Genomic DNA, 13262 nt, shown 5'->3' on the forward strand with positions numbered 1-13262 from the left:
AAAGTGTGTGAATAATTATCTAGTTTATTCACACACTTTATATTTTATGCTAAAATGTAAATAAAGTTTTTTAAATTCACTTTATCAACATCAAAATATAGTAGAAGGAGTTTTCTATGAAAAACTTAATTAAAAAATTGGCTAATTTCCCTTTTTATATTTCGTTAATATTTTTCGCCTTTCCTATTACATATGTATTAGATGGAAGTTATCCAAAATATACGTTATTGCTTACATTACCAGCTATAATTTGTTATATCTCCATGATTTATGCTAATAACAAGTATATTAGTTTTATTCTTTGGTTTTATCTATCCTGTTATATTATCTACATGACAATTTGGATTCATCCTATGAATATGCTATTTTCATTTTATCTTAGTAATCTGATAGTCTGGCATTTTAAAGATATTTCATTTCGTTCATATAGAATTACGAGCTTCTTTACTATATTGAACTTTTTAATAATAGCTATTCTTTTTGGGAACTACCGCATTCCTGAAAAATTTATTATGTCTTGTTTTTACGTTTTATGCTTAGCCACTTTTATTTTCCAACGCAAAGCATATTTTGATAAAAAACTTAAGGAAGAACATAGAAAACACAACGAACATATTAATATTTTATTAGCAGAAAATGAAAGAAATAGAATAAGTCGTGATTTACATGATAGTATAGGCCATGTTTTTGTTATGCTAAAACTTAAAGCCGAACTTGCAGAAAAACTTTTAATAAAAAATAAATTAGAAGAAGCACAAAATGAACTTCGTGAAATTATAGAAATCAGTACGAAATCTATGCACGAAACTCGTTCTATTATTAACAATCTAAAATATCGAACAATAAACGAAGAATTAAAAATTATTGAAGATATTACTTCGTTGGCAGAGATTAAATGTAAAATAGAAAATAATATTTATACCAAAGAACTTAGCAGTTGGACCACTACTACCACTACTATGATTTTAAAAGAGTTGATAAATAATATTATTAAACATAGCAATGCTGACAACTGCTCATTAATTCTTAATGAAAAACAAAATGATATAACCATTATTTCAACAGATAATGGAGTCGGTTTTAAAGAAATAACCGGAAATGAACTAAAATCTATTTATGAAAGAATTAAAATAGTAAATGGAACTATTACGATTATATCAAAAAATAATCCAACAAAAATTCAAGTAATTATACCGAAAAAATTATAAAATAATAGGGGGATTTTTTATGAAATTGCTTATTGCTGAAGATCAGAGTATGTTAAGAGATGCCATGACAAAATTATTATTAATGGAAGAAGACATAGAAAATGTTGTTCAAGCTGGTGACGGAAAAGAGGCTTTAAGCTACTTAAAAAATAACAATATTGATGTTGCAATTTTAGATATTGAAATGCCGAAAATGACAGGTTTGGACGTGTTGGAATGGATTAAAAAAAATAATATTCCCACCAAAGTTATTATAGTAACCACCTTCAAACGTAGCGGTTATTTTGAACGTGCCGTTAAAAATAATGTTGATGCCTATGTTCTTAAAGATCGCTCTATAGAAGAACTTATGCAAACTATCCATAATGTTCTAATAGGTAAAAAAGAGTACTCTCCTGAACTTATGGAAAATATTTTTTCAAATCATAACCCATTATCAAATCAAGAAATTATTTTATTAAAAAACATTAAAGAAGGTTTATCAAATAAGGAAATTGCTACCAATTTATTTTTATCGGAGGGTACTACCAGAAATTATATTTCTAATATCTTAGCAAAACTAAATTGTAAAAATAGAACGGAAGCTGTAAAAAAGGCAACTGAAGAGGGATGGATTTAAAATAATATCAACTGTCAAAGCCGAAAAAGAGAAAAGCTAAGCAACTTTGTACTGCTTAGCTTTTTTTTCTTATTTTCTCATGCCCCGTATTTGACATAGGGCCGATTTGTTACACTCCAAGATATTTAATATATATTTGACACGGATTCCATTCGTCCCATAAAGTCGGAAAACATTCCAATTCTTTATATCCCATCGCTATATAAAAATTATTGGTAATATCATATTCTTTGTAATGTCCCATCTGTACCGTTTTTACCTGTGAGTATGTGTAACCCAACTTCCTTGCCATAGTTTCGTATGCTTCATTAAGTACCGATCCGATACCCATTCGATGGAATTTCTTTTTTATGCCCATTACAAAAATATCTGCACAATCCTTGCTGGTTGCGTTTAATACAACAAAACCAACGGGCTTATCATTCATATAACAAGCGAGAAAAGGCTTGTCCTGTGAATCACGAATATAATCTTCCGTGCTTTCCGGCATGCCGAACCATTCCGGAAGGTCATATAATACTTCTCTCGATACTGCTTCCTTTTCCGGTTTATCTACAACTTCTTTTATTTTTATATCCATTTACGCCTCCACAACTTCTAATTTGGTTAGTATCTTTTTCCATATAAACTTTTTGCTAAATTTGTATATTTTTTTATAAAATCTGTTTTTGCCTTGGTATATCCATCCCTATCATGTTCAAATTCTTTCCAAAGTGACAGTTTTAAAATTTCATATTCTTTGCCTATTTCCTTATGCTCATTCAAATAATCTCTAAAATACAGTTCATCATTATCTCCAACAAGTCTAATATGAAGATGGAATACTTTTTCTGCAAATCCTTGTTCTGTGTACCCTTTATTTAATGTAATGCGGGTTTCAGTCATATTCATACAAAGCCAACTATTATTTATGAGAATATTTTTAACAAAATCTAAATCCGCCTTGTCGTTTACTTCAACCAATATATCCACAATATTTTTTGACAATATTCCTAATATAGCTGTGCTACCGATATGAGATATTCTTTTTATACTTTTACTCGGCACTGCTGATAATATCAATTTTCTTTCTTCTTCATACCATTTTATCCACTCTTTATTATGTTCAACTAGAAATATCGGAAACAGTTGCCAAAGTTCTTTTAAACTCATTTCTTCCAATTTTTTATTCATGCCTAACCTCTACAATTCTAATTTATATCCTCACGATATAATTACCTGAATAAGCAACTATAATATTTATTTCATTATAAAGTCCATTCAATGCACTTTCGTCTTTTAACTTAATTTTGCTCATCTTCTTCCTTTTCATAATCATCATCAAAACTAAACACATCATTAGGAGTACAATCAAGTACCTTTCATATTTTCTGTTGAATTATATTTTTTAATAATAATTTTTATCTTATTAACTCCATTACACTTCTTATTTTATAAGTCGGAATTATATTTGTGATGTTCTCTATATCTTCTGCGTTTATCCAACAGGTATCTATTCCAAAATTATTCCCACCTAGTATGTCAGATACCAGATTATCTCCTATCATCAATACTTCACTTTTATTTTTACTTCCAATTATTTCAAATACTTTTTCAAAAAATTCTTTATCAGGTTTTTTATACCCTAATTCTTCTGAAATAAATATATAATCAAAATATTCATCTAGTTTATTATTTTTAAATCGGGTGCGTTGAGTTGCCGCTACGCCGTTAGTAGCGATATAAAGTTTATGAGTTTGTGCTAATTTTTTTAAAAGTTCCGGTACTCCTTTAAATACTTGGTTACCTTCTGCCAGATAAATTCTATACTCCTTATCATACTTCTCATCATTAACTTCTTTATTTAATAAACTAAAAAAACGTTTAAACCTCCCCTTAGTTACATCTTTACTGCTAAGCTCTCCTAATTCAAGTTTTCTCCACAATGATTTATTTATTGTAATATATTTTTCAAATAAATCATCACTATATTCTATATTATGGTTTAACAATAATTTTTTAAATGCTCTTCTTTCCGCTTTTTTAAAATCTAATAATGTATCATCTAAATCAAATAATAAATACTTATACTGCGTTAAATTCATCACCAGTTCTCCTCTATTATATTATTTTTATTATAACATAAATTTTGCTATTTTCCTTTTTAGGTGTAATACCTCAATTATTATATATTATATAAGTAAAAAAGCAATCACTCGTGTTTTGAATGATTGCTTAGTTTTTATTAAGTTTAAACCCTTGTCACCATTTCCATTTTAAAATAAACTGTTACTTTGACCCCATTAACAACTACCTAATTAATCAAAATATACCAAAGTTCCTCTTAAAAATTTATGATGAGTTTTTTTCTACTAAAATAAAATTTCAAAGAACTTACCTCTGAGAAAAATATTTCTTCTCAAATTTTTACTATAAAGTCTTTAAGATACTTTTTTCTTTAATAATTTTATCAAATCCATATATTTCCAAAGTTGTTTTTCCTTGTTTCAACTTCCTAATAACTTCCACCTCATGATCGAATTTAGCCAAAGCTTTTTCAAATACTTTATCTTCATATTCTTTAGGAATGACGACAACACCGTCACAATCACCAACTATAATATCTCCTGGATTGATCTGAATACCTCCACAGTGAACCGGTATATCCAACTGAGCTAGACTTTCTTTTACCGTACCTGATGGGTTAAATCCTCTTGAAAAGACAGGAAACCCAAGTTTTTTTATATCTTCAGCATCTCGACAGCTACCATCAATAACAATCCCGGCAAGCCCATGGAGTTTGCACGCTGTTGCCATAATATCTCCAAAATGACCTGCATTGACATATCCATGAAGGTCTAATATCAAAACATCTCCCGGTTTTGAGGCATAAATTGCCTGATGAAGTGCTAAATTATCTCCTGGAAAACATCTGGCCGTAAAAGCTCTGCCAACCATCTTCATTCTAAAATCTACAGGTTTAATCGCTGTATCCATAACTCCTTGATTGGGAACTAAATTATTATTATCTGCAATATTTCCTGTTGGTAATTTTAATAATTTTTGTCTTACTTCCTCTGTTAAATTCATACTTTCCCTACCTTTCTGAAGTTTTTGTAATCAATGTGTAATTTTCATCAAGAATTCCATCTTTTTTATCTTTCCATAGTCTATATGGAACGCTCACGATTAATGGTATCAACATAACAGGTCCTACTATCATTGTAAATCCACCATAACCGTATTTAATAATATTAATCAAACCTAGGCTTGATCCAAATGTACAAATCAATACAAAAATTATAGCAATTAAAAATTTTCGTACTGAAATACTACTGTTTTTCCATTTCTTTGCAAGCAATGGCTCAAAACGATTACAAACTGTAAATATAAAGGCAACCGAGCTTGAAACCATAGCACCAATGGCAAATATAGCATATAAAATTTTAGAAAAATTTCCGGAGTTTGAAAGTGTGTCAATTGCCCAAAGTGTTGGAATGTCTTCTTTCATAATATCCGGCATTCCTGCAGAAAAGATATATGTAAAAATCATAGTAGAACCTGCACATAGCACTGCAGTTACAGTAGATTGTAAGATAATATCTTTTCTCGTTTTTAGAACACCTCGTGATGCCGGTACACAGGCATCATAACCATTCATGAAAAAGACAACAATAGTCAACATCGAAAACCAGGCTTGCGATGCTGAAAACCCATAAGATGTATAGGAAATATGTTCTTCCAAATAATTATTAGCAAGAGGGATAGCATTTTTAAGACAGATAATTGCTACTCCTGCACAAACTAATAATACGGCAATTCCAAAGATAGCTCCCATCTTACGAAGAACTCCAGCCCCTAAGAGTGCAAACAGCAACACTAGAATACAAAAACCAATAGTTCCAATAATTCTTGGCACGCCAAATATCTGATTTAACAGAATTGCTGTTGTGGAAATTTGTGCTGATAAGGCAATCAGAACAACTGAAATAACCTGAATTTCTTTAAAAGTTCCGAAAAAAAGTTGCAATCTTTTAGGTCGATAAATAGTGTTATAGGCATCTCTATAAGACACCGGTTGATAAATTCGATTAACTTCAAAGAGAAGAATACTAAAAACAAAGCATAACAAACCTGCTAATGCTGGGCCGAGAAAAATACCAATCCATCCTTTATTGTTAAAATAAGAAACCGTCTGTGTTCCTGAAGCAAAGCCCGGACCAACATATGCAGTGTACATGATGGCAGAAAGCGAAAGAATTGCTGCCGTTTTTTTACGAGATGTTGCTACCATAAAAATCCCTCCTTTTATTTATTCTTAGATTGTAGATTATGATAGCCGAATCTTTCACGTGCTACTTTCAAAGTACTACCATTTTTTACTTCAGCAATAATCTTTTGTTCTACTTCTTCAATATGTTTAGCAATTACAAGAACTTCTTCTGCTCGTTCTTTTGGAATTACTAATACACCCGAATCATCTCCAAGAATAATATCCCCCGGGCGAACTTGAACTCCGGAAATAGCAATCGGAATATTCACCGCATCGACCGTTACACGTTCCTTTCCTGTAACCATATATTTACCCTTTGTATAAACTCCATAATCTAATTCTTTGATACCGTCAACATCACGACAGACACCATCAATCACCGTTCCTTCAATTCCCTTTGTTTTTGCTGTATAGGTCATAATATCTCCCCATACTGTGCAATAAGTTCGTTCGCCATTATCAATGACCACAACCTGCCCAGGTTCTACATCATCAATAAAATCTCCTACATTGCCTTTTTCTAGTCCACAGGGGATATAATGAACCGTAAATGCTTCTCCACAGATTTTATTCCCACCGGCAACCGCTTGAATTCCTAGTAAACCACAAGAAATCCCTAGTTTATCCATTGCATCTGAAATACTGGCTGTATCCACTTTTTTTATAGCTGCGATTAATTGTTTTTGTTCCATAATGGTAACTCCTTTGTTTTAATAATAATTTTCAAGGTTCAGTACTGTATTCTGAGTTTTGTTTTTCTATGATTTTAATATATCATATAATATATTACTTGTAAAACAGATATTTTTGATATAAAATATCAATAAATTCGTTATTTATAAAACGAAAATAAATGTGAAAACGAAGGAGAATATAAAAATGTTTTATGAACAAATAGAAACTTTTTTAACAACTGTTACTTACGGAAGTATTTCAGCTGCTGCAAAGTATTTGTATGTATCACAATCAACAGTTTCTTCAAGACTTCAACAACTTGAAAATGAATTAGGAGTACAACTTTTAATACGAAACAAAGGTCATAGGAGAGTGGAACTTACAAATTATGGACATTCATTCATTCCAATTGCAAGCCAATGGGCTTCTCTTTGGAAGGACACCCAACATCTAAAAGATATTGAAAATATACAAACTTTAACAATCGCCAGTGTGGATGCAGTGAACAACTATACTTTCGTATCATTTTTTAAAAAATTCATGTCCACACATCCAAATATTCGTCTGAATATAAGAACTCACCATTCTTCTGAGATATATTCATTGGTGGAAGACCGCATTGCTGACATAGGTTTTGTCTTTTCAAGAATTAACTATCCTGATGTTGTTAGTAAACCTATTTATCGAGAACTTATGTATCTCATCTGTAGCAAAAACAGCCCTTATCATAACGATATGGACTGTGGTGAGTTACCTACCGAAAAAGAAGTTTTACTGAACTGGGGGTTAGATTATAAAAGTTGGCACGACCTTCATTTCAACCCATCTTGCCACCCTGCCTTAAGCATTAATACCGGTTCCATGCTTCAACGATACATTCAAGATGACAGTTGGGGAGTTGCACCAATGTCCGTAATCAACGGCGCCATGCGTTCTAATCCTAATCTGACTTTTTTCACATTAACAACCCCACCGCCTCCTCGGATTTGCTATATTATTAGAAACCCATATCCAAATGTAAATAATTCAAAGCTGATTGAAGAGTTTGAACAAGAATTAACTTCATTTATTTCTGATGATGAAAATATCTGTTCTTTTGAAAATTGGATGTTAAACGATTAAATTAGCTACGATTTTTTTAAAAATTATTTTAAATTAAAAAATAGATGAGATAAATTTTATCCAATCTATCTCATCTTCAATATTATTTTTTATCTTCAAAATATTATCTTACTTACAGTATTCTCTTTTCGTTAAATAATTAATAATTAGTTATTTTGCAATATCTTTATGTGCTATTATACTTCTATAACCGTATAATATGCGGTTCTACTTTATCATCATGATTTGCTAATACTTCAATACAATTTTCATTTATTGTATGAGTTTTAACCCAATCAAGTGATTTTTGTGCTTGTTCTCTATTTTCGACAACACCCGGTGTTAAGTTTTCTTCCCACGAACGTGCTGCATAACCCGCATTCGACGCCAATAATACATAGTGTTCATCATTCAAACTTTTAACTTTTGTTGCACATAATCCCTTACTATGACCGGATATTGAAATAACAAATTTTTTATTTGATGTGTTCTATTATTAATATGCCATCCTGTATCAATTAGAATTAATCCTTTTGGGTGTTCTATCAAGTAAATTGAAACCAGAATAGAAATTTGTTGTTTTTTTGAGCGAAATATCCCCGTCCACGCTATTTTATTTTCTCCTTTTTTATAAAATGACAATGCTTCATCAACGATTACTCTCCCGATATGTAATATATGTATTTTTATAGCTTTATTACCACCTCTGTAAATTATTAAATATATTTTATAACCTAAAATAAAATTTATCAATACAAAAAATAACTTTTTTAAAATAGCTAAACTTCTTTTTCTAATCTATAATTAATTTATAATTCCTGCTTCAATTATAAATTTTTCCTATTTATTTTTAACTTTACTTTTTCTATTAAATACTAAATTCATTACAATTGCGACAATCGTTCCCAATACTATTCCACTATCCGTAAATACTCTTATAAACTCCGGTAGTTTGGCAAAAGCTGTCGGTACTGTTGTAACTCCTAATCCTAATCCTACCGAACAGGCAATAATCATTAGATTTTCTTGCTTTGCAAAATCTGTACTCCCCAACATTTTTACCCCATAAGCGAGTACCATTCCAAACATACTAATCATCGCACCACCAAGAACCGGCTGAGGTACTATGGTTGCTAATGCCCCAATTTTCGGTATTGAACCAAACACTAGTAACAATAATACCATAACATACATTACTTTTTTGCTCTTTACTCCGGAAATTTGAACAAGTCCGACATTTTGAGAGTATGTAGTATATGGAAAGGCGTTGACGCTTGAACCTAACATTACTGCTAATCCTTCTGCTAAATATCCTCTTCTTAAATCTTGCTCTCCAATTTTTTTATCGCAAATATTTCCAAGTGCATAATATACCCCCGTAGATTCTATCATGCTTACTATTCCAACAATAACAAAGGTTAAAATGGCACTGCTCTTAAATTCAAATCCCGAAAATTTAAACGGCGTAGGATGTTGAAACCATCCGGCTTGACCTACTTCTGCAAAACTTACCATTCCCATAAAATTTGCCAACACTGTCCCTATTACAAGACCTAATAAAATAGCTATTGAATGAATAAATCCTGTTGTAAATTTATAAATTATTAAAATAATAATCAATGTTACAAATGCCAATAGAATATTTTTAGGATTCCCAAAATCAGCTGATCCCTGCCCTCCGGCTATATAATTCATCGCTACCGGAACTAAAGTAATTCCAATAATTGTCACTACACTACCGGTTACTACGGGTGGAAACAACTTAGCCACTTTAGCAAAAAACGGTGATATAAGAACAACAACCAATCCTGAAATAAAAATTGCTCCATACATTGTAGCAAGCCCGAAATTTTTTCCAATAGAGATCATCGGTGCTACTGCTGTAAAAGTACAACCGAGAACAACCGGTAACCCAATACCGACAAATTTACCTTTATAAACTTGTAGAAAAGTTGCAACTCCACACATAAATATATCAACAGAAACTAAATATGTTGTCTGTTCAGAAGAAAGTCCTAGCCCCGCTGCTACAATAATGGGAACAATAACAGCTCCCGCATACATAGCAAGTACGTGTTGTAAACTCAAAATAAATGTTTTCAAAATAATATCTCCTTATAGTTTTTGTAACACAAATAATACCTTATGAAAATTTTTTATAAAATTTAATAATAATATATTAAAATAAAAAATCGCCCCTTTAAATAAAAGTAGGCAATTTTCTTTAGTTTCTTAATATATTCAATTTAAAGTTATTAAATAAAATATAATATAAAAAATGCCCATAGTCATCTAATTTAAGGTCAGATGGTAGAAACTTGCAAGCCGTATTCTTGCCTTTATATGTGCTATATACATTTAGTTATAATATCAATTTTTCTTACTATTTGCAAGAGATAACAGTCATATTTTTAAAATTTATATCCTATAAATCTTTAATTTATTCTTATGATAGACTGCTATAATTTATAAAACCATTTATAATCAGACTTGAAATTCTAATTATAAATGGTCTATATTTAATATTTCTACATTACTCCGGCTACATGTGCTAAAATACCTAATGCGAACAATCCGAAGATTATTATGATTGGGCTTACTTTACGTTTTAATAGCCACATACATACGAATGTTAATAGTAATGCCGCAAAGCCCGGAATAAGTTGGTTTAAGTTATCTTGCAATGTTGTTACTTTTTCCGGTGTTAAAGAATATTCTCCACTTTGCACTTTTGTAATAATATCTTGAAGTACACCACCTGTAATATGTTCTTTTTCTCCAGGGAAATGAATAAATGCCTTATCATCTAACGGTACTTTTGATACTACTAACGGGAAGCTGATATTAGTCCAACGTTGAACTAAAATACCCATTACGAACATACCAAGAATTGATGCACCTTTTGTAACTTTTTGTAAGATACCGCCTGAAAGGTCACTAGTAATTTCTGAACCTTTTTTGTAACCAAATTCCTGTGTATACCATAGGAAACCTATACGTATAGCATTCCATGCGATAAAGAATAACAAAGGTCCTAAAATAGAACCACCTAAAGCTAGTGACGCTGCAATAGCTCCTAAAATTGGTCGAACTGTAAACCAAAATACAGGATCTCCAATACCGGCTAACGGCCCCATCATTCCGACCTTAACACCTTGGATAGCTGCATCATCAATTTCCGCACCATTTGCACGATCTTCCTCAAGAGCAAGTGTTACCCCAAGGATAGGTGCTGCAATATATGGGTGTGTGTTAAAAAATTCTAAATGACGTTTTAATGCTTGAGTTGCATCTTCTTTATTCGGATATAATTTTTTAAGTGCCGGGATTAGAGCGAATGCCCAACCACCATTTTGCATACGTTCATAGTTCCATGATCCTTGAAGGAACTGAGAACGCAACATAACGCTACGACGATCTTTTTTACTTAATGTAACTTTTCTCTCCATTATTCGTTCCTCCTACTAATAATCATTTAATATATCACCTAATGGATCACCTGATGAGGCAGATCCACCGCCACCACCTTTTCTATTAGAAAGATTTAGGTAAACAATAGCGATACATAATCCGATAATACCTGTCGCAATAAGTGTCAATTCTTTTAACGGTGCTAATGCAAAACCTAAGAAGAAGAATGGCCATACTTCTTTTGTCGCCATTAGATTAATTACCATAGCGAAACCTACTGCTACTACCATACCACCACCGATAGTCATACCTTTTGAGAACCATTCCGGTAGTGCCTCTAAACCACTTTTAACCGCTTCTGACGGAATAAACATTAGTAAACCTGCCGGAATTGCTACACGTAATCCTTGCATACATAATGCTACATAATGCCAGAATTGAACTCCCGCAAAATTACCGTTTTCTGCCGCACTATCAGCACGGTGTACTATTACCACCGCCAATGTACGAACTGCCATTGTTAATACTAATCCTACTGTTGCTAATGTGATAGCTGCTGCAATCGCAATGTTACGTCCATCAGCAGAAAAATTAGCAGCTTTTACAAAAATAATCGCTGATGCTACTGATGCCAATGCTGCATCTGGTGCAACAGCTGCACCGATATTTGCCCATCCCAAAGCTAGTAATTGTAACGCACCACCTAAAATGATACATTCTGTTAAATGTCCCGTAGCCAAACCGATTAGCGAACATGCAATAATTGGTTGATGGAATTGGAATTGATCTAAGATACTTTCCATACCTGCTAAAAAAGCAACTACAAGGACTAAAATCACTGAAAGAATATTAAAATCCATTGTGTCCTCCTAATATAAATACATAATTAAATTATAATTTTAAACCTTCGTTTGATTTTGCTTCAATTAATTTGAATAAATCTACCGGGCTATCGCTCAATACTTTACGAACATCAAATTTGACACCTAAATCACGAAGTTTTTTATAGACATCTACATCATCTTGATCTAATGATAAAACATTATTAATTTGAACTTTTCCTACAGAGTGTGCCATTGAACCGATATTTAATTCAGGAATTTCTACACCTTTTTCAATAACTGTTAATGCGTCTTGCGGTGTTTCAAATAACAATAACGCTTTAGTATCTCCAAAACGCGGATCATTATACACTTGAACAAGTTTATCTAATGGAATTACGTGAGCACGTACTCCGGGAGGAGCTGCTTGCTCAATAAGTTTTTTACGCAATTCATCTTTTGATACTGAATCTGATACAATAATAATTCTGTTAGGATTTGTAGATTTTGTCCAGTTAGTCGCTACTTGTCCGTGTAGTAAACGTGTATCAATACGTGCCAGTACAAATTTAATTTTGCCGTCACCCAAAACCGTCCCTTCCGGAATAGTGCTTTGTGCAACCGATTGTTGTTTAACCGGCTCTTGTTTCGGTTGAAGTTCTTCAGGGCGAACTTTCACACCGTCAATCGCTGTTGGAGCGATAGCTTTGGCTATCTCGTGTGCAGTTGTCATTGTTAATCTACTTGCATATGCTTCAATCAACATTGGCAAGTTAAGACCTGCGACGATAGCTCTTTTTTCCGGGGCTTCTTCAAACAGTTTATTCGCTTGATTAAATGGACTTCCACCCCATAAATCTACAAGGAAAAGAATTTCTTCAGAATCTACTTTTTTTGTAGCTTCTTGAAGTTTTCTTTGCAAGTCTTCCGGGCCTTCGTTTGGCATAAATACAACAGTTTCTACTTTTTCTTGTTCTCCGAAAATCATAGTTCCCGATTGCTTAATACCAGCAGCAAATTCACCGTGACTTGCGATGATAATTCCTACCATCCTAGTACCTCCTTTATTTATAAATTAATTTAATATGACGTGTACACCTTTGTATACAACATAAATTATATCATTTTACATAACGTTTGTAAATGTTTGTATTTTAGTCATTTCAAACATTGAA

15 protein-coding genes and 1 riboswitch are annotated in these 13262 nt (G+C 32.1%); of the genes, 3 read left to right on the forward strand and 12 right to left on the reverse strand.

Annotated features, from left to right (window positions below):
* Positions 1 to 116 precede the first annotated feature (116 nt).
* Both AXE85_RS07255 and AXE85_RS07260 read left to right on the forward strand, forming a co-directional pair.
* Positions 117 to 1208 carry a sensor histidine kinase gene (locus AXE85_RS07255; RefSeq protein WP_062174310.1) on the forward strand — a complete coding sequence of 364 codons (1092 nt, stop codon included), beginning with the start codon at positions 117 to 119 and terminating at the stop codon, positions 1206 to 1208.
* A 19-nt stretch (positions 1209 to 1227) separates the two neighbouring features.
* Entirely contained in the window at positions 1228 to 1827 is a 600-nt protein-coding gene (locus tag AXE85_RS07260) for a response regulator transcription factor (protein WP_062174312.1), read from the forward strand.
* A gap of 109 nt (positions 1828 to 1936) precedes the next feature.
* Here AXE85_RS07260 and AXE85_RS07265 read toward each other — a convergent pair whose 3' ends face one another.
* The 6 genes from AXE85_RS07265 to AXE85_RS07290 form a co-directional block, all read right to left on the reverse strand.
* Entirely contained in the window at positions 1937 to 2407 is a 471-nt protein-coding gene (locus tag AXE85_RS07265; RefSeq protein ID WP_062174314.1) for a GNAT family N-acetyltransferase, read from the reverse strand.
* A 26-nt stretch (positions 2408 to 2433) separates the two neighbouring features.
* On the reverse strand, positions 2434 to 3000 hold the full coding sequence (locus tag AXE85_RS07270) for a GrpB family protein (RefSeq protein ID WP_062174316.1): 567 nt from the start codon (positions 2998 to 3000) through the stop codon (positions 2434 to 2436).
* A gap of 227 nt (positions 3001 to 3227) precedes the next feature.
* Positions 3228 to 3911, reverse strand: coding sequence for a YjjG family noncanonical pyrimidine nucleotidase (locus AXE85_RS07275; RefSeq protein ID WP_062174318.1), 684 nt, complete (start codon positions 3909 to 3911; stop codon positions 3228 to 3230).
* Between the two features lie 325 nt (positions 3912 to 4236).
* Positions 4237 to 4896, reverse strand: a complete 660-nt coding sequence (locus AXE85_RS07280) for an RraA family protein (protein WP_062174320.1) — start codon at positions 4894 to 4896, stop codon at positions 4237 to 4239.
* Positions 4897 to 4903: 7 nt separating this feature from the next.
* Positions 4904 to 6100: a hypothetical protein gene (locus AXE85_RS07285; RefSeq protein WP_062174322.1), complete on the reverse strand. Its 1197-nt coding sequence runs from the start codon at positions 6098 to 6100 to the stop codon at positions 4904 to 4906.
* A gap of 14 nt (positions 6101 to 6114) precedes the next feature.
* Entirely contained in the window at positions 6115 to 6771 is a 657-nt protein-coding gene (locus AXE85_RS07290) for an RraA family protein (protein WP_062174324.1), read from the reverse strand.
* Positions 6772 to 6934: 163 nt separating this feature from the next.
* Between AXE85_RS07290 and AXE85_RS07295 the strand changes: the two genes are divergently transcribed.
* On the forward strand, positions 6935 to 7876 hold the full coding sequence (locus AXE85_RS07295; RefSeq protein WP_156439987.1) for a LysR family transcriptional regulator: 942 nt from the start codon (positions 6935 to 6937) through the stop codon (positions 7874 to 7876).
* A 184-nt stretch (positions 7877 to 8060) separates the two neighbouring features.
* Here the strand turns inward: AXE85_RS07295 and AXE85_RS08700 are convergent, their stop codons facing one another.
* The 6 genes from AXE85_RS08700 to AXE85_RS07325 form a co-directional block, all read right to left on the reverse strand.
* Positions 8061 to 8246, reverse strand: coding sequence for a hypothetical protein (locus AXE85_RS08700; RefSeq protein ID WP_231723777.1), 186 nt, complete (start codon positions 8244 to 8246; stop codon positions 8061 to 8063).
* Positions 8247 to 8266: 20 nt separating this feature from the next.
* A complete protein-coding gene (locus AXE85_RS08705; RefSeq protein WP_062174330.1) occupies positions 8267 to 8608 on the reverse strand; it encodes an MBL fold metallo-hydrolase in 342 nt (113 codons plus the stop codon).
* A gap of 87 nt (positions 8609 to 8695) precedes the next feature.
* Complete coding sequence (locus AXE85_RS07310; RefSeq protein ID WP_072520215.1) at positions 8696 to 9958, reverse strand: nucleobase:cation symporter-2 family protein; 1263 nt, start codon at positions 9956 to 9958, stop codon at positions 8696 to 8698.
* 162 nt (positions 9959 to 10120) lie between these two features.
* A riboswitch (purine riboswitch) is annotated at positions 10121 to 10222 on the reverse strand.
* Positions 10223 to 10383: 161 nt separating this feature from the next.
* Positions 10384 to 11304 carry a PTS system mannose/fructose/sorbose family transporter subunit IID gene (locus tag AXE85_RS07315; RefSeq protein WP_174222365.1) on the reverse strand — a complete coding sequence of 307 codons (921 nt, stop codon included), beginning with the start codon at positions 11302 to 11304 and terminating at the stop codon, positions 10384 to 10386.
* A gap of 15 nt (positions 11305 to 11319) precedes the next feature.
* Entirely contained in the window at positions 11320 to 12126 is an 807-nt protein-coding gene (locus tag AXE85_RS07320) for a PTS mannose/fructose/sorbose transporter subunit IIC (RefSeq protein WP_062174334.1), read from the reverse strand.
* Positions 12127 to 12157: 31 nt separating this feature from the next.
* A complete protein-coding gene (locus tag AXE85_RS07325) occupies positions 12158 to 13138 on the reverse strand; it encodes a mannose/fructose/sorbose PTS transporter subunit IIA (protein ID WP_062174336.1) in 981 nt (326 codons plus the stop codon).
* Between the last annotated feature and the right edge of the window lie 124 nt (positions 13139 to 13262).

Source organism: Gemella sp. oral taxon 928 (assembly GCF_001553915.1).
Taxonomy (GTDB): domain Bacteria; phylum Bacillota; class Bacilli; order Staphylococcales; family Gemellaceae; genus Gemella; species Gemella massiliensis.